This window comes from Acinetobacter faecalis (assembly GCF_034187745.1).
Taxonomy (GTDB): domain Bacteria; phylum Pseudomonadota; class Gammaproteobacteria; order Pseudomonadales; family Moraxellaceae; genus Acinetobacter; species Acinetobacter faecalis.
Genome location: NZ_JAXHPF010000011.1, coordinates 1 through 16,753 on the forward strand (window position 1 = coordinate 1; position 16,753 = coordinate 16,753).

Annotated in this window: 22 protein-coding genes; 8 read left to right on the forward strand and 14 right to left on the reverse strand. The window is 35.5% G+C overall.

The genetic code is table 11. The features are described 5' to 3' along the window. Positions 1-103 precede the first annotated feature (103 nt). The gene (locus SKM54_RS11085; protein ID WP_321095361.1) at positions 104-1,723 is read left to right on the forward strand and encodes a Na/Pi cotransporter family protein; all 1,620 of its coding nucleotides are present in this window, start codon (positions 104-106) and stop codon (positions 1,721-1,723) included. On the opposite strand, the gene SKM54_RS11090 is transcribed toward SKM54_RS11085, so the two are convergent. From SKM54_RS11090 to SKM54_RS11100, 3 genes are all read right to left on the reverse strand, one after another. Next, positions 1,686-3,068 carry a dihydrolipoyl dehydrogenase gene (locus tag SKM54_RS11090; RefSeq protein WP_321095362.1) on the reverse strand — a complete coding sequence of 461 codons (1,383 nt, stop codon included), beginning with the start codon at positions 3,066-3,068 and terminating at the stop codon, positions 1,686-1,688. The genes SKM54_RS11085 and SKM54_RS11090 overlap by 38 nt on opposite strands. Positions 3,069-3,275: 207 nt before the next feature. Then, positions 3,276-3,698, reverse strand: coding sequence for a beta-lactamase hydrolase domain-containing protein (locus SKM54_RS11095; protein ID WP_154772069.1), 423 nt, complete (start codon positions 3,696-3,698; stop codon positions 3,276-3,278). Beyond that, positions 3,691-4,026, reverse strand: coding sequence for a TIGR01244 family sulfur transferase (locus SKM54_RS11100; protein ID WP_248101596.1), 336 nt, complete (start codon positions 4,024-4,026; stop codon positions 3,691-3,693). The genes SKM54_RS11095 and SKM54_RS11100 overlap by 8 nt, the downstream gene beginning before the upstream one ends. A gap of 134 nt (positions 4,027-4,160) precedes the next feature. On the opposite strand from SKM54_RS11100, the gene SKM54_RS11105 reads away from it, so the two are divergent. Genes SKM54_RS11105 through SKM54_RS11115 form a run of 3 tightly spaced genes read left to right on the forward strand, consistent with a single transcriptional unit; the run spans position 4,161 to position 5,925 of the window. Further along, positions 4,161-5,057, forward strand: a complete 897-nt coding sequence (locus tag SKM54_RS11105) for an alpha/beta hydrolase (RefSeq protein WP_321095363.1) — start codon at positions 4,161-4,163, stop codon at positions 5,055-5,057. Further along, complete coding sequence (gene trxC, locus SKM54_RS11110) at positions 5,058-5,489, forward strand: thioredoxin TrxC (RefSeq protein WP_321095364.1); 432 nt, start codon at positions 5,058-5,060, stop codon at positions 5,487-5,489. 16 nt (positions 5,490-5,505) lie between these two features. Then, entirely contained in the window at positions 5,506-5,925 is a 420-nt protein-coding gene (locus SKM54_RS11115) for an acyl-CoA thioesterase (protein ID WP_171501206.1), read from the forward strand. 46 nt (positions 5,926-5,971) lie between these two features. On the opposite strand, the gene SKM54_RS11120 is transcribed toward SKM54_RS11115, so the two are convergent. Both SKM54_RS11120 and SKM54_RS11125 read right to left on the reverse strand, forming a co-directional pair. After that, on the reverse strand, positions 5,972-6,475 hold the full coding sequence (locus SKM54_RS11120; RefSeq protein ID WP_154772073.1) for a DUF4442 domain-containing protein: 504 nt from the start codon (positions 6,473-6,475) through the stop codon (positions 5,972-5,974). Positions 6,476-6,501: 26 nt separating this feature from the next. Continuing rightward, positions 6,502-6,990, reverse strand: coding sequence for a YajQ family cyclic di-GMP-binding protein (locus SKM54_RS11125; RefSeq protein ID WP_154772074.1), 489 nt, complete (start codon positions 6,988-6,990; stop codon positions 6,502-6,504). Positions 6,991-7,081: 91 nt separating this feature from the next. On the opposite strand from SKM54_RS11125, the gene SKM54_RS11130 reads away from it, so the two are divergent. Then, on the forward strand, positions 7,082-7,396 hold the full coding sequence (locus SKM54_RS11130) for a rhodanese-like domain-containing protein (RefSeq protein ID WP_321095365.1): 315 nt from the start codon (positions 7,082-7,084) through the stop codon (positions 7,394-7,396). Positions 7,397-7,491: 95 nt separating this feature from the next. Here SKM54_RS11130 and mnmC read toward each other — a convergent pair whose 3' ends face one another. From mnmC to SKM54_RS11150, 4 genes are read right to left on the reverse strand one after another with little or no spacing between them, the layout of a single operon-like run. Further along, a complete protein-coding gene (gene mnmC / locus SKM54_RS11135; RefSeq protein WP_321095366.1) occupies positions 7,492-9,414 on the reverse strand; it encodes an FAD-dependent 5-carboxymethylaminomethyl-2-thiouridine(34) oxidoreductase MnmC in 1,923 nt (640 codons plus the stop codon). Between the two features lie 36 nt (positions 9,415-9,450). Further along, positions 9,451-9,951: a hypothetical protein gene (locus tag SKM54_RS11140; protein ID WP_321088716.1), complete on the reverse strand. Its 501-nt coding sequence runs from the start codon at positions 9,949-9,951 to the stop codon at positions 9,451-9,453. Between the two features lie 5 nt (positions 9,952-9,956). Further along, positions 9,957-10,259 carry a YciI family protein gene (locus SKM54_RS11145; RefSeq protein ID WP_248101582.1) on the reverse strand — a complete coding sequence of 101 codons (303 nt, stop codon included), beginning with the start codon at positions 10,257-10,259 and terminating at the stop codon, positions 9,957-9,959. A gap of 29 nt (positions 10,260-10,288) precedes the next feature. Next, positions 10,289-10,900 (reverse strand): septation protein IspZ, encoded by a 612-nt coding sequence (locus tag SKM54_RS11150; protein WP_154772079.1) that lies wholly within the window; start codon positions 10,898-10,900, stop codon positions 10,289-10,291. 45 nt (positions 10,901-10,945) lie between these two features. On the opposite strand from SKM54_RS11150, the gene SKM54_RS11155 reads away from it, so the two are divergent. Continuing rightward, positions 10,946-11,797: a PHP domain-containing protein gene (locus SKM54_RS11155; protein WP_321095367.1), complete on the forward strand. Its 852-nt coding sequence runs from the start codon at positions 10,946-10,948 to the stop codon at positions 11,795-11,797. Positions 11,798-11,912: 115 nt separating this feature from the next. On the opposite strand, the gene SKM54_RS11160 is transcribed toward SKM54_RS11155, so the two are convergent. After that, positions 11,913-12,824 carry a bestrophin family protein gene (locus SKM54_RS11160; RefSeq protein WP_154772080.1) on the reverse strand — a complete coding sequence of 304 codons (912 nt, stop codon included), beginning with the start codon at positions 12,822-12,824 and terminating at the stop codon, positions 11,913-11,915. Between the two features lie 73 nt (positions 12,825-12,897). Then, a complete protein-coding gene (gene radC / locus SKM54_RS11165; RefSeq protein WP_154772081.1) occupies positions 12,898-13,590 on the reverse strand; it encodes a RadC family protein in 693 nt (230 codons plus the stop codon). Positions 13,591-13,703: 113 nt separating this feature from the next. Between radC and coaBC the strand changes: the two genes are divergently transcribed. Together coaBC and SKM54_RS11175 are read left to right on the forward strand one after the other, a co-directional pair. Further along, a complete protein-coding gene (coaBC, locus tag SKM54_RS11170) occupies positions 13,704-14,978 on the forward strand; it encodes a bifunctional phosphopantothenoylcysteine decarboxylase/phosphopantothenate--cysteine ligase CoaBC (RefSeq protein WP_321095368.1) in 1,275 nt (424 codons plus the stop codon). A 91-nt stretch (positions 14,979-15,069) separates the two neighbouring features. Then, the gene (locus tag SKM54_RS11175) at positions 15,070-15,459 is read left to right on the forward strand and encodes a cytochrome b562 (RefSeq protein WP_321095369.1); all 390 of its coding nucleotides are present in this window, start codon (positions 15,070-15,072) and stop codon (positions 15,457-15,459) included. A gap of 55 nt (positions 15,460-15,514) precedes the next feature. Here the strand turns inward: SKM54_RS11175 and secB are convergent, their stop codons facing one another. From secB to SKM54_RS11190, 3 genes are read right to left on the reverse strand one after another with little or no spacing between them, the layout of a single operon-like run. Next, the gene (gene secB, locus SKM54_RS11180; protein ID WP_154772084.1) at positions 15,515-15,970 is read right to left on the reverse strand and encodes a protein-export chaperone SecB; all 456 of its coding nucleotides are present in this window, start codon (positions 15,968-15,970) and stop codon (positions 15,515-15,517) included. Between the two features lie 38 nt (positions 15,971-16,008). Beyond that, positions 16,009-16,263 (reverse strand): glutaredoxin 3, encoded by a 255-nt coding sequence (gene grxC / locus SKM54_RS11185; protein ID WP_154772085.1) that lies wholly within the window; start codon positions 16,261-16,263, stop codon positions 16,009-16,011. Between the two features lie 24 nt (positions 16,264-16,287). Next, on the reverse strand, positions 16,288-16,695 hold the full coding sequence (locus SKM54_RS11190) for a rhodanese-like domain-containing protein (protein WP_171501208.1): 408 nt from the start codon (positions 16,693-16,695) through the stop codon (positions 16,288-16,290). Between the last annotated feature and the right edge of the window lie 58 nt (positions 16,696-16,753).

The window sequence follows — 16,753 nt, forward strand, 5'->3', positions numbered from 1 at the left end:
GATAATAGTGAATCATCGTGCTAATAACTAATTTGATTGCTTTTGAAACTGATCAAAGTGTGATTAAATAATTAATATTTATAAATATTATAAAGGCTGATCTGTGTTTGATGGGGTGTTACAACTTTTAGGAGGAATTGGTTTATTCCTTCTTGGCATGACATTAATGACCGATAGCCTAAAAGAAATTGCGGGAACATCTTTACGTCAATGGTTATCCAAATTTACAGGTTCACCAATTAAAGCCATAAATTCCGGCATAATCTTCACATTGATCGTTCAATCATCTACAGCGACTACACTGGCAACAATTGGTTTTGTAAGTGCAGGCGTATTAACCTTTTCACAATCCATTGGCGTTATTGTTGGTGCAAACATAGGAACAACAAGTACAGGGTGGATGGTTGCTTTACTGGGTGTTAAATTCTCAATAGGTCAATTTGCTTTACCTTTTATTGCATTGGGAGCTTTATTAAAAGTTCTAGGTGGTGCACGTTGGTCTTTATTGGGCTTGGTTCTTGCTGGTTTTGGTTTGATTTTTTATGGAATTGAGCTATTACAGATTGCGATGGCCGATCTATCTAAACAGATAGATTTATCAATTTTTACGACTTCTACATTTTTTGCTAAATTGTTGCTAGTTCTTGTCGGATTAATCATGACGATTATCTTGCAGTCTTCAAGTGCTGCAATTACAACAACTATTGCCGCTTTAGCAAGTCAGATGATCCAGCTTGAACAGGCACTATTTTTAATTATTGGACAAAATATAGGTACGGTTGCAACGGCAATTTTAGCATCATTAAGTACAACTGCGAATGCAAAACGTACGGCTTTATCACATTTGCTTTTTAATGTTATTGCTGCAATTTTTGCATTTTTTATTCTGGTACCCATGATTTTATGGGAATATGGCAATATAAAATTCATTAGTAGTTTTGAGCAGGTTATTATTGTTGCTGCATTCCATACAGTATTTAGTCTGTGTGGAGCATTATTATTTATGCCGTTTTTAGAACAGGTTAAAGCCTTAATCTATAAACTAATTCCAAGTGATGAAGATGCACTTTTGACTTATTTAGATGATTCTAGTTTGTCATTTCCAAGTGTTGCGATTGCAAATGCTAAAAATGTGATTTTTCAATCAATATCATTACAACTTAATTGGATTGCCTCAGGATTAAAAGAGGGGCATATACCATCAGCACAACAAATTAAGCAACAAGATGTATTAATCGAAAGACTAGAAGAATACTTATCTAAAATTATTGTTGTTGAAAAAAGTAAAGATCAATATGATTTGTTTCAGTTACTTAGAATAATGGTGTATTTGAAAGTTTTTAGAAGCGATATTGAGCAGATGGCATATGTTAAACAACTTAGAACTCAACCTGCATTGTTTCAAATTGCTTTAGATTATTTAGATATTTTGGGCGAAGATATTCATCATGCTTTAAATTTAAGTGATAGTTCAAAAAATAAAAGTCTATTGTCTGAACTACTTCATTTAAAAAAATGGAATGAAGAGCATCGAGATCAAATTCGTGAAACTATACATGAATATGCAGCTTCTAATCATCTTAGTGCATCACAAACTATTGAGTTACTCGCTGCTCAGCGTTGGCTAGTGCGTTTTATTGCACATCACCAACGCTTTGTGAATGTTATATCAACACAAACTAAAGTTAATGAGCCGCATTTAGCTGACGTCGAGCATGTTTAAACGCAGTTCTTAAGCCTTCTTCTAATGTTGGATGGTAATAAGCTTGATTAAGTACTTCATCTAAAGTTATATCTTGATGAATCATCCAAGAAAGTAAGTGTGCAATATGTTCTGCTGAATCTACAAAAAGTTCTGCACCTAAAAGCTTTCTTGATTTTTTATCAATATAAACTTCAATGGCTCCTTTATTTTTACCTAAAACAATTGCACGCCCTTGTTTTTCGTAAGAAACAAAACCTGTAATAAAATCGATGTTTTGTTGTTTTAACTGTTTAAAGCTTTGTCCTGCTGTTGCCATTTCAGGAGAGCTGAACACAATTCCTAAAGAAGTTAGTGTCTTAATATTTTTCACTTGTGGATAATTTAAACAGTTATGAACAGAACCTCTGCCTTCGTTGGCAGCTTCATGTTGAAGTGGGGTGGTTGTGAGTGCATCCCCTGTAATAAATATTGGGAAATCTGCGAGTTGTTTGGTTTCACTGTGAACAGGTAGGCTTCTAATATCTTTAAAATCTTTTGAAATACTGCTTAAATTTAAAGTGTTTAAGTAACTTTTTCGACCTGTAGCAACAAGTAGAAATTCAACATTTATATTTTTAGATTCATTATTTTCTGTAAATTGAATATTCACACCATTCTCAGTTTTATTGACTGAATCTGGTAGAACTTCAAACTTGATATTAAGTTCTTTGCTAAGAGTTTGTTGTGCAAGCTCTTGTAAGTTTGGACTTGTTAAAGCACCTACTTTTCTACTTCTAGCGAATACTGTTGTATGCACACCTAAGCGATGCATAGCTTGTGCAAGTTCAATCGCAATTACGCCACTACCAATGACCGCAATAGATTTAGGAAGTGTTTCTAATTCAAAAACTTGATCTGAAGTAATTAAATGTTCACCTAATTCATCTTTCCATTTCTGATCAAATGTAGGCGTAGAACCAACTGCAAGAATAAAGGACTTTGCTTGATATTCTGTATTATTCACTAGAATTGTATTGGCATTTTTAAATGATGCTTTGCCTGAAATTTTATTTTCACTTGGCCAACTATTCACATCTCTAATGGTCGCTGCTGTAAAACGATCTCGTAATTGTCGAACATGCGACATTACATTTGAAGTATCTATTTTACTTTCTACATTGAGTGAAACTTCTTCTGCATGTTGAATATCATACATACGGTTTGCCGTAGAAATAAGGACTTTGCTTGGCATGCAACCTACTCGGGCACAGGTTGTATCCCAAGGGCCATCATTAATAATTAGAATGTTTTGTGTGTGTTTAATGGCTTCTTTATAAGCCGCAATGCCTGCTGTACCAGCGCCAATAATAATGATGTCATACATAATAAATAAAATTATTTGAAAGAATTTATAGTATTCATACCATATTTAACGGTTGTAATTATGCTTATTTGTAAATAAAAAAACGGCAATTAATTGCCGTTTTAAAGAGACTATATTGTTGTGCCCATACTAATGCCAACAGTAGGTTTAAGTTCCATAGAGCTACATCCAAAAAGTGATGCAGAACAAAGTAGGACGATAAGAAGTTTATTCATGGAGTAAGCCTTGTGATTTTGCTTGATTGAATAATGCGCTAGAGCGAGTTCCGCTTCGGCAAACCATTAAAATAGGTTTTGGTAGCTCATTATAATATTTGGCAAATTCGTGAATGTCTGTTTGAGTAATTTTACCGCTCATGACAGGTTGGTAAATTACACTAACATGTTGACGTTCTGCAATTTCTCTTAATTCACTTACTTTAACTTTATTGCCATCTTCTTCATCTGGTCTATTCACAACAACAGATTTAAAACCTTGTTGCATAAGTTGACTAAACTTTTCCGAAGACATTTGCCCTGTAACACTAACGTTATTAGTTAGGGCTTTACTTAAACCGTTTTCGGCAAAAGTTGCCGTTGAAAAACAAAAAATCAAACAACAAATAAGTCTATTAAAGACGTGATTAGTCATCCAATAAATCCATTTGTTTTGCAAGTTGAAATAAATTATTTGAGCGATTACCCGTACGGCAGAACATTAAAACAGGTTTAGGTAACTCGTTATAATGATTAGCAAAAGCACGTACATCTAATTCTGTAATTTGACCTGCAACAACAGGCTGATAAACATAATCTAAGCCAGCAGAGCGAGCTGATTCTTCAATGAGAGCACTTGTTGGTTGGCTAGGACCACCTTCCATATCTGGACGGTTATTAATAATAGATTTAAAACCTTTTTCAACCACTTGAGAAATATGTTCTGGTGCAATTTGACCTGCAAAACCTACATTTTCACTCATTTCATTACTCCATAAGTTCATCAATACATTTATGCTTTATGATAGCATTATGATGAAAAGGGAACGCATTGTTCTTTAATTTTAAGCTAAGTTTTTATGCATATAGATAATTAAAAAATTGCAATGGAGTGCATATGTTCGCTTATACCGTAGAGCCCTTATATGTAAAAAGTGGGCAAGATGTCATTGCAGCAGATTTTTATCATCCTAAAAATATAGAAAAACCACCTGTTATTATTATGGCGCACGGTTTGGCAGCGTTAAGACAATTTAAGTTGGTTCAATTTGCGAAACGATTTGCTCGTACTGGATATGCTGTTGTTTTATTTGATTATCGATATTGGGGCGGAAGTACAGGACGACCACGTGAATTAGTATTTTTAAAAGCACAGCTCGAAGATTGGCGAACAATGATTTCTCATTTAAGCGAGCGTCAATCTATAGATGCAGAGCGAATGATTTTATGGGGTACAGGTTTAAGCGGTGGTTATGTTTTATCTTTAGCGGCAACTTTAGCAAATATTAAGGCAGTCATTACTCAAGTTCCTTATGTGGATGGAACTGCAAGCGTAAAACGTTATCCGCTACAACAATTATCAATAGCACTAAAAATATCTACTCAAGATTATATGGGTGCTAAAGTTGGAATGTTGCCCAAAACACTTCCTGTAGTAGATACATCCGAATTATGTTTTATGCCATCTAAAGATAGTTATGAAGGATTTTTATCTATTCTAAATACAGATTATTTTTGGAGTGGTGAAATTCCTGCAAGAGCATTTTTTAGTTTAATGCGCTATAGACCAATACAAGTGGTACGACAAATTAAGGTTCCTGTTTTATTTATAGCCGCTTTAGAAGATAGTGTTGTTCCTATTGAGGCAAGTCGTGAAACAGTCACAAATATTGCGCCATATGTGGAATATCATGAGTGGGATATGAAGCATTATGATATTTTTCATGGTAAATGGTTTGAAAAAGCAATTTCAACTCAATTAGAATTTTTACAACAGCATTTAGGAGTCCGTTAAATGATTATTGTATGCCCTGAATGTGGAGCAAAGAACCGTGTACCTGAGGAAAACTTTTTCCAAAATCCATCATGTGGACAGTGTCACGAAGCATTAATTACATTAATGCCAATAGAATTGAATGAACAAAATTTTAGTAATTTTATTAGTCATAGTGATTTACCTATTTTGATTGATTTGTGGGCAGAATGGTGTGGACCTTGTAAAATGATGGCGCCACATTTTGCTCAAGTTGCAAAGCTATATCCAAATGTAGTTTTTGCTAAAATTGATACCGAAGCAAACCCTAAATTAAGTGCTGCATTTAATATTCGAAGTATTCCGACTTTGGTTTTGATGAATAAAACCAACGAAATTGCTAGAATAAGCGGAGCATTAAGATCTACCGAGCTAAAAGAATGGCTAGATCAACAGCTAAATGCCAACAAATAAACACATTGGAGAGAACGTGTCAGATTCTTACGTAAAGCCTGAAGGTACTCTATCCCTTCAAACAATTGCAATGCCAGCCGATACAAACTGGAGTGGTGATGTATTTGGTGGTTGGATTGTGTCGCAAATGGATTTGGCTGGAGCAATTCATGCAGAGCGTTTTAGTAAAGGACGCTGTGCAACAATTTCAATTAATCAAATGACATTCCTTGTCCCTGTAAAAGTAGGGGATGTGATTAGTTGTTATACCAAAATTCTAAAAGTTGGTAATACATCAATTCAAATGCAAATTGAAGTTTGGGATAGTCACGATAGTTCACGTGAAGCAAAACGTGTAACTGAAGGTGTTTTTACTTTTGTTGCTGTAGATGTTAAAGGCAATAAACGCCAAATTCCTGAAGAAGTTAAGCAGAAATTTGCTGAAGATCAAAAGTAATTCATAAAAAATCCCAGATATAAATCTGGGATTTTTATTTTAAAGATCAATTCTTTTTCAATTGATCTTTAGATACCCAAGCCCACAGCATTTCACATTGAATAGGCTCTTCGTTGCTTTCATCTGTTACAGATACAGCCACTAAAGTTTCGCCTTTATCTGTGCTTTGCATTAACTGCTGTTGTTCGGCAGTTAAAGTAGCTACAGCAGTCATAGCACCTTTAGTTGGCCGTTTAAAATCGACCTTAAAGCTTTTAATGAGCACAATTGCAGTATCTGGAACATTCATTGCTGTTACAAATCCTGTTGCCGTTTCCGCAATAAGTGCCATTGCACATGCATGAATTTGTCCAATATGGTTTTGCATAGCTTTGTGATTCGCAAGTTGAACCACAACTTTATTAGGCAACATTTCCAAATATTGAACTTTTGCTGTACCTACCATAGGCACGACTCGACCAAAAGCTCGACTCCACAAAGCATTACGAACTCTTTTGGGAAATTTAGAGGTCGTTTTAACAAGTTTAGATAAGCGATTGGTCTGAGTCATGAGTATCCTCTTTAGGCAATCCTGCCTTAATCTTTAAAGTTATTGAACTGTAAAGGTACGCCAAATTGTTGCTCTTTTAAGAAAGCCATAATTTGTTGCAAAGTATCGCGTTTTTTATCTGTCACGCGAATTTTGTCACCTTGAATAGAAGATTGCGCTTTAATGCCACTTTCTTTAATGGCTTTATTAATTTTTTTTGCAGTATCTGAGTCAAGACCATCTTTAAGTTTGATGATTTGAATGACATTTTTACCAGATGCAGTCATTTTTTGTGGATCAAGCGCTTGAATATCTACTTTACGTTTAAAGAAGTGATTTTCAAGCATGCTATAAACTTGTTCACATTGGAAATCACTTTCAGTTGAAATTTTGATTTCTTTATTTTTTTCACTCAATTCAATTTTTACGTCTTGTCCACGGAAATCGAAACGTGTTGCAATTTCTTTTTCAGTGTTCTGAACTGCATGATTTACTTCAAAAATCTCTAATTCTGAAACAATATCGAAAGATGGCATATTTTAGACCTTTACAAGTGGAAAGAATATCTGAGATGCTAGGGATGTTTTCTTCATTTGCCAAGTGCTGTTTACATCAAAGGAGTGCGTAATGATCCGTAAACAAGATATTACTACATTTGAGTTTCCAGAAAATTCAATTATCTGGGATGTACGAGATACAAATGCGTTTGCTGAAGCGCACGTTAAAGGTGCTGTTAATCAGCCCATTACTAGCTTATCAGCAGATAGTTTAACTCAAGTGGCAACGGATCAACCCATTTACATTTTATGTGGTGGTGGTAGTAAAGCACCCCGTGCTGCTGAATTATTAGAAGGCTTTGATAGTCAGCGTGAATATGTTGTATTAATGGGTGGCACACGTGCTGCTCGTGATGCAGGCTTGCCTTTAGAACAAGGTGTATAAAAGCTAAAAAATAAAAAAGCGCCGAAAGGCGCTTTTTTTGTCACGAAAATTTTTAAAATTCTAAGAATGTTAAAAGACTATTCTTAAAGATGAATTTAAGGCTGAGGCTTAAAGTAAGGCTTTTTTATTTTCAATTTCTTTTGAAAGCGCGTTGCACTTAATTTTTTAACTAAGTCTGATGGAACAGGGCAAGCTTCACTTAAAATTTGTGCTGCTAATATATCACTACAAAGAGGAGCAAAAAGAAAACCTTTAGAACCTAAACCTGCAAAGCTATAAATTTCATCTTCAGATTTTAGCTTTCCAAGAACAGGGAAGTAGTCCTGACTTTGCGCACGAACAGAAGCGCGCCCTTGCCAAGTCGAAACATCCGCTAAATTTTCTGCATATTCAGGAAATACACTGTGGATAAGATCATAGTTATGAACATGATCTTCCAATAAAACGTCGCTATCATCTCTATTTGGATAAAAAGATGCACCCAAAACTAAATGTTGAGCATCGAGTTGCATGCAATAACCGCCATAACTTTGTGCTTGATGCATATGTAACGGCTGATTTTCGTTATTTACCCAACTTACTTGCCCACGAATAGGTTTTAAAACAGGGTGATTTTCAAAGAAATCTGCATTGTTACGCGCACTACAAACAATCACATGATCATAGCGATTTAATAATTCATCATTTGACCAAACAGCAACGCCATTTTCTGTTTGATTGATTCGTGTAATTTTAGCTTGTTCAAAATGAATTAAAGCATGATCTAATATTTGATCACGTAATTGATGCGGTGAAACTGCACCTGCTTGTAATAAATTTACGCTTGAATATTCAGTTGTTAATTCTTCATTTTTAATTTGAGCCATCAATACATTTTGTGGATATTGATTGGCTAAATCTAATAACTCATCTGCATTTTTTAACGCAATTTGATTAACCTGAATTGGGCGAAAAGCTTTAAAAAATTGATAATGACGTATGGCGTGTTGCCAAGCCAAAGTCATTAAATGTTCTGAACTTTGTTCAATTGGGCACAGTTTTGGGTTTAATAACGCAAGAGGATTACCCGAACCACCCGAAAGCGGCGCTGATTGGTCGTATATGGTGACTTTATGACCACGATTAGCAAATACCCAAGCAGAACTTAAACCCGCTATTCCTGCGCCAATAATCGCAATTTGGCGTTGTTTAAATTGAGATTTCTTGTTCTTTGAATCTGTTACATCTAAATTGGACGGTAAATTCGCTATTTGTTCACTTACTTCTTCTAATTCATTTGTAGTTTCAGGCGCTTCCCAAATGCCTTTTAACATTTCACGTTTATGTTTAAAACCACGAGGGCGCGAAATACTAATGCCATTTTGTTTTAAACCGCGTTTAAGAACACCAGCAACACTGAAAGATGAAAAAGTTGTTCCAACATCTGAAAGACGAACAATATTATTTAAAATTTGTTGCTCCCAAATATCTGGGTTGCAAGAGGGTGCAAATCCATCTAAAAACCAGGCATTTACAGAACAAGTTTTTTCTATAATAGGAAAAATATCGTATGCATCACCTAGCCATAAATCTATAGAAAAACGCTCTTTAGCAAATGAAAGTCTATGACAACCTGCAATAGGTAGTGGATATTGCTCAATGAGTTGAGAAGATAGATCTCTTAATTCGGGCCAAACATTTAAAGCTTGAATTAAATCTTCTTTTTTTAGAGGGAATTTTTCTACAGAAATAACATGAAGATGACTATGATTGTTAGGTCGGACTTGTTGCCACAATTGCCATAAAGCAAGAATATTTAAACCTGTACCAAAACCTGTTTCACCTACGCAAAAATATTCAAAATCTTTTAAATTTTCTAAGCGTGTTGGTAAATCATTACCGTTTAAAAACACATGGCGAGTTTCTAAAAGACCATTATCTTTTGAGAAGTAAATATCGCCAAATTGTTTAGATACAGGAACATTAATTCCATCTACAAGTTGCCAATCGAGATCAGCAGTTTGAATTGCGTTAGACAAAACCACACAACCTTTTATCGAATATTAAAAGTTAAATTACCACTGACGACGACGTTTAGCATATACATAGCTGGCAATTAAGAAGCCAAGTAATACACCAACTGCAAGTGTTGTAGCGCCATATAAAAACATTTGTGCGCTGCGTTCACTTTGTAGAACTTGAACCTGAACACCTAAATTATCATTTTTTAACTGTAATTCTTGGTTTTGGGTTAAAGCATCTAAATTGGCTTTTTCAAGTTGCTGTAAACGTGTTGTTTGATCATGCACTAAAGCTTTTACTTTCGCTTCTTGAAGCATTTTGTTTTTTGCAATTTGTTCAGCAGTAAGCTTTCTATTTTCGATATCTTGCGGAGAATTTGCTGAAATAGGATTACGCGTAGTCGTTGGTTTATTTGCAGGAATTGGCTGCAAAGGATTTTGTGCGACTACAACAGCAGCATTTTGAGATGGAGCTGCTTCGGTAGTTGGTTCCACCGCCCAAGCAGTTGAACACAATAGTGTGAAACTTAATGCACTAGAAACAACGATACGCATATACCTTATCCTTTAGGAAATGCTTTATTGAAAGATTTAATGTCAATATGACTATAAATACCTTCTTTTAAGAATGGTTCTTCAGCCACCCATGCTTCAACTGCTTCACGGCTTTCGAAATCGACAATAATTGTGCTGCCGTAAAAACCTGCTTGAGGATTGTTTGGATCTTTAGGTAATGCACCTGCAACAATTAAGCGACCTTCATCATTTAATTGTTCTAATCGCGCTACATGCGCAGGACGAGTAGCTATACGCTTTTCTACTGTACCTTCGTTATCTGTACAGCTTAGGACGAATAATGGCATATTTTTAATCCAATTTTTTTATAAAATTCTTACTCAGATGTCTTAAAGTATTTTCTTAATACAATAAACTGAATAATGATAAAGGAAAACATCACAATCATGTCACCAAATGCAGTGAATTCACCCCAATATTTTCCATTTGCGAAAATAAAAGCAAAAAATACATGCAAAAATGACATTACTGCAAACATTGCAGTCCAAGCGTAGTTTAAATTTTTCCAGCCTTTTTCATTCAAATTTAAGACAGAACCAAATAAACGTTGGATAAGTGGTTTCTTGTCTTTTGTAAAAAATGGAGAAAGCAAGAAAACACCAGCGAATACTAAATTAAGTAATGCTGCTTTTAATTTAATATAAAAGTCATCTGAAAGTATTAAGGTAATACCACCAAAAATAACCGTCATAAATAAAACAAGCCATTGTTGTTTATCTAAACGGAATTTTTGAGCAACAAATAAAGCGCCGTATACAACAAGCATTGAAATAATTAGACCCGTTGTTGCAACCAAAATATTATTGTTATCTACACCACCCGCAGATCCAATAAATTGTAAAAGAGGATGCTCAGTATTCTTAGGATCTACAGTTTTATATAAATAAAAGAAAATAATGAGTGGCACAAAGTCTAAAAGTGCTTTCATGTTAAAGTATCTGAATCTGATTAAATAATTGACATAGTATAAGTGATGGAAGGCATAGATTTACATACACATAGTAATATTTCTGATGGAACTTTGTCTCCAGAGCAACTTGTGCATGCTGCCATAGAAAAAGGCATACATACATTGGCTTTAACAGATCACGATACAATGGATGGTTTGGTTCTTGCACAAAAAGCCGCAGAAAATAATGCACTTAAAATTATTTCTGGTGTAGAAATTTCAAGCCAATGGTCTCGTCCTTCAACTAAAAAATCTTATGGTGTTCATGTGGTTGCATTAAATATGCAAAATCCAGCACCTTTAAATAAACTACTTGAACAACAAAAAATAATTCGTGCAGAACGAGCAAAACAAATTTGCGATTTGCTTACGCCTTTAATTGGTGAAGATATTTATTTAGATGTGATTGCAAAAGTCGATAGCATCCCAGACCGCATTACAAGAACTCACATTGCAAAAACATTAGTTGAAAAAGGTTACGTTAGCCGTCCGCAACAAGCGTTCGATAAATATATTAAAGAAGGCAAAAAAGCCTACGTAAAATTTGATGGTTTAGGCTTGCAAGAAACCATTGAAGTCATTCATCAAAGTGGTGGATTTGCTGTACTTGCACATCCTACACGTTACGATTTATCTGCAACGAATATTCGTTATTTAATTGAAATATTTTCTAAATTTGGTGGTGATGCTGTGGAGCTTCCGCCTGCAGTTGAGCATGCATCAACACGCCAAATGGTAGATAGAATGATTGCTGAATATAATTTGAAAGTTTCTGTAGGAAGTGACTTTCATGGTGACAATATGCCATGGATTAGATTAGGCAATATTCCTCGTCTAAAAGAAGGGCAAGTTGGTATTTGGGAAAGTTTTTCTTAATTTATCTTTCCCTCATCCCAACCTTCTCCCTGAGCTATATATAGCGCAAGAGAAGGCACATCTTCTTCTTATAGGAAATAAGAAACATTGTTTCATAAGGGGGAGTATCAACAACTTAGAGTAAATTGTGATCTTGAGCCTGAATAGGTGGTGGTGTTGGTTTACCTAAGGTTCCTAAAAGTTCAATTTCAATAGTTCTCACCATTGCATCTAAAGGTAAGTCATTGCTTTGTGTGCCAAAAGGTTCTTCAATTTCTGAACTTAAAGCATCTAAACCTAAAAATGTATATGCCAAAATACCCACCAAAAGTGGCGTTGCTAAACCTAATGTTGAACCCAAGCTAAATGGCAACATAAAGCAGAAAAAATAAACGGTACGGTTTAACAAAACAGAATAAGCAAAAGGTAAAGGCGTGGTTGCAATACGGTCACAACCTGTTTGAACTAAGCTGAGTTCCGTTACATGCGCATTCATTTGTGTGTAAATAATATCGGAAATTTCACCTTCTTTTAGGGCTTGCATAAGCTCCCATTGAATCAGGCTTAACGTGTATTGCGGTGCATTCACCTGTTGATAGAGTTGCGTTAAAGCCTGCTGACTCATACCACTCGTTTCCACAAGTTCAGTTGGGTTGGCTGTTTGATGGCGCAGTCGATCGCGCAGTACATTTGCAAAGACAATTACATGATGAATAACACGTTCACGACGACCTTGGCTGAGCATACGACAATCTCGGTCAAAGTGGCGCGCATTTGCAATGAGTAAGCCCCAAAGTTTGCGTGCTTCCCACCAACGGTCATAACATGCGGAGTTTTTAAAGCCTAAGAAAATAGAAAGAACAACACCAATTAAGGTAAAACCAACAAGTGGTAATTCTGGAAAGTTCAAAAAGCCAATATAAGATAGACCACCAATAATGGTAGAAAGTAAAACTACGAAGCCTAAAGGTGGCAAAACTTTAGGTAAAATTGTACCTTTCCATGAAAATAAAAGCTTAAATATACTCGTTTGTTCTCGAACAATCATTTATTAGAATCATCACTATTTTGAGTTGATATTCGTAGTTAAAGAGTGAATTGTCAATCTTATTAACAAAAGCTTAATCAAATGTTAAAAGCTTTTGCTCTGCAAATGAAAATGTACCATTAGGTGAAATAATACAATGATCAATAAGTTGTATTTCGACCATTTCACAGGCTTTTCTTATTTGTTGTGTAAGTGATAAATCTGCATTTGATGGTTGAGCTAAACCAAATGGATGATTATGTGCAATGACTATAGATGTGGTGTGATGGCTAATTGCGAAACGTAGTAACTGATTAATTGATATTTCACAGGAATTAATCGATCCATAAAATAACTTTTTAAATGCAATTTTACGTAGGTTTGCATCTAAACATAAAACAGCAAAAACTTCTTGAACCTCGCCTAAAAGCTCAAATTTTAAAAAATCGAGTAATAATTTAGAATTACTGAGCTCTAATTTTTCTTGTTTTAAGTGTTGTGAAATATAACGACGACCTAATTCTTTAACTGCCATTAACTGTGCGTATTTGGTATTTCCTATTCCATGAAAATGTTTAACATCTTCCAAAGTTGCATCTAATAACGACGTAATATCACCAAAATGTTGAATTAATATTCTTGCCAATTCAACCGCAGAGTGTTGCTGTGAGCCTGAACGTAAAAAAATAGCGAGTAATTCTGCATCAGATAAGCTTGCTGCACCTTGTTGGATTAAACGTTCACGAGGGCGCTCTTGTTCAGGCCAATTTTTAATAGAAAAATTCATTGTTTTAAGTCTTATTTATTATAAATGTGTGTAATTTTTCCAAGTCACATACTTGGGAAAGCTAATATTTAATGATATTGTGAGCGCCACTGCAACAGAAAGGTAAACTGTTCGTGAGTTTTGACCTCAGTGTAATTCCAAATAAAAATATTATTGTCGCTGTAACAGGCGGTATTGCAGCGTATAAAAGCGCAATTTTAGTTCGTCGTTTAAAAGATGCGGGCTTTAATATTCGCGTTGTTATGACCAAAGGTGCACAAGCTTTTGTTACGCCACTCACATTTCAAGCTTTGTCAGGTAATTCTGTTCATACCGAATTATTAAACCCTGAAGCAGAAGCGGGAATGGGGCATATTGAACTTGCACGTTGGGCAGATTTAATTCTTGTTGCGCCTGCATCTTGTGACACTTTAGCAAAATTTGCCGCAGGTTTAGCAGATGATTTACTTTCCACATTATATTTAGCAACTAAAGCGCCTGTTTGGGTTGCTCCTGCAATGAATCAGCAAATGTGGGCTGCAAAAGCGACACAAAGAAATTTGAACACACTTGTTGAAGATGGCGTACACGTAATTATACCTGATGCAGGTGCTCAAGCTTGTGGTGATGTTGGTTTAGGTCGTATGCCTGAACCTGAAGATCTTGCTTATCAAGTGATTAAGTACTTTCATCAAGCACAGCGCACCATTGCTGAAAAATTCGGACAGTTGGCAGGTAAGCATGTGGTGATTACCGCAGGGCCTACACGAGAATCAATAGATCCTGTTCGCTATATTTCAAATCATAGTACAGGGAAAATGGGCTTTTCTTTGGCTGCTGCATGTTATGCGGCAGGTGCAAAAGTCACGCTTATTGCAGGGCCTGTGAGTTTAGATACACCAAATGGCGTGCGCCGTATTAATGTGCAATCTGCGGTAAAAATGTTAGATACAAGTATGCAGTTGCTTGATGAAGGTTGCGATATCTTTATTGCGACAGCAGCCGTTGCAGATTACCGTGTGGCTGAAGTTGCAGAACATAAAATTAAAAAATCAGGCGATGAGCTGAACATTTCACTCATTAAAAACCCTGATATTGTGGCAACCATTGCACAGCAAGAAAAGCGTCCATTTATGGTCGGCTTTGCAGCTGAAACACGTAATGTTGAGGAATATGCAGCAGGAAAATTGGTTGCTAAAAAACTCGATATGATTGCATGCAATGATGTTTCACGTGTAGATATTGGTTTTGCATCGGATGAAAATGCAATGACCGTATTTTTTGCAGAACATTATCAAATGCAAAAACGTGATTTAGAAAAAGCCTCTAAACAGGAAATTTCACAGCAATTGGTTGATGCAATTCATGATGCTTTAAATCGTGAACCTGAAACAGAAGAAGATTTTTAATCTTTAGTATTTAAATTACAGTTCTAAAATTTTATTCCATATTAAATGCAGCCTAGGCTGCATTTTTTGTGCAAACTCAAAAGGAAAAGGAATGAACAAATTTTTAAAAGTAGGATTATTTAGTGCTACATTTTTATTCATAGGTGTGGCACACGCTGTACCACTTGAAGATGCAATGAAATCTTTAGCAAAAAACTCAAAAGCATTTGAAAAAGCACAAACAGTTGAGCTTGCACAAACAGCATTAGATGAAATGGTAAAAGCAACGCAATTGGCAAAGCAAAATAAGCCTAAAAAATTAAAAAAATTGGCAGAAACAGATACGAAGATTATTGCTTATGAAGCGCAATTTAATCTTTTACTCAATGAAATTCAGCATGCACAAAAGCTTGTACAAGAAAATAAATTAGATGAAGCGAAACAGGTTTCAAGAAAATTTGATGAAATTAAGAAACAAGGACATAAGGCGTATCGGTTTTAACATTTCATTATTTCAAAAAAAAGACCGCATTTAGCGGTCTTTTTTAGCTTTAAGCTTATGCATTGCCTTCGGCAGCAGCAGCTTGAGCACGTTTCATATTTTCTTCAAACTCTGCATCAAAGTTGATTGGAGTAAGAAGTAATTGAGGGAAGCTACCCTTTGTTACCATGTCATTTACAGCTTCGCGTAAGAATGGGAACAAAATGTTCGGGCAGTATGCACCAAGAATATATGGAAGACGTTCTTCTTCAACCGAATCTACTAAGAAAATACCAGATTGAGTCACATCAACAATAAAAGCTGTTTCGCCAGCATTTGTTGCTTGAACAATTACTTTTAAACCAACTTCAAAATGTGTGTCATCAATTTTTTCAGCAGAAGATGAAAGGTTGATGCTTAATTCAGGTTCCCATGCTTTTGTGAAAACATGAGCGCCAGGTACTTCAAAAGAAATATCTTTAGTGTAAATACGTTCTAATGCTAATTGTGGTTGAGTTTCTTGTTCACTCATTATTGGATCCTTGATATTTCAAAGTTAATTATAAAAAATTATGCGACTAAGTGGTCTAACTTCGCTTCACGATCTAAAGCATAAAGTTGGTCAAAGCCACCAATAAATTGATCTTCAATAAAAATCTGTGGAACAGTGCGGTGGTTGGTGCGTTGCATCAACTCAATACGTGCTTCAGCAGGTTCTTGTGATAAATTAATTTCTTTGTATTCGATGCCTTTACGCTCAAGAAGTTGTTTTGCACGAACGCAATAAGGACATGAATTTGTTGAATAAATAGTCACTTTAGCCATTCTATTTTGCTCCTGAGTCGTAAATTATTTTGCTTTAATCAGTGGTAAGCCTTGAGCTTTCCAATTGCTAATACCGCCATCTAAACGGTAAGCATCTGCATGACCTACTTGTTGTAATGCAGTACCAGCAACTTGACCTAAATTACAGATAAACACGATAGGGCGTTCAGCTGTTTTTAGCTCTTCAACATGACTTGTAATTTTGCTGTAAGGAATATTACGGCTGCCACTAATATGACCTTCACGGAAATCTTTAGCGTCACGTAAATCTACAAGCATTGCATTTTTAGCTTTAACTAAAATGCCTAAAGATTGAGGAGAGATCTTACGACCATTACGTTGGCCTTCTAAAATAAAGAACAACACTACAAGTACAGCAAGTGTTCCAAATAAGAGGGGATGATTCCCCATAAACTCGAACCAACGTTCCACAAATCACCTAATTACAATTTAATATTGTCAAAGAGTATAGCCTATAAATATGGCGATC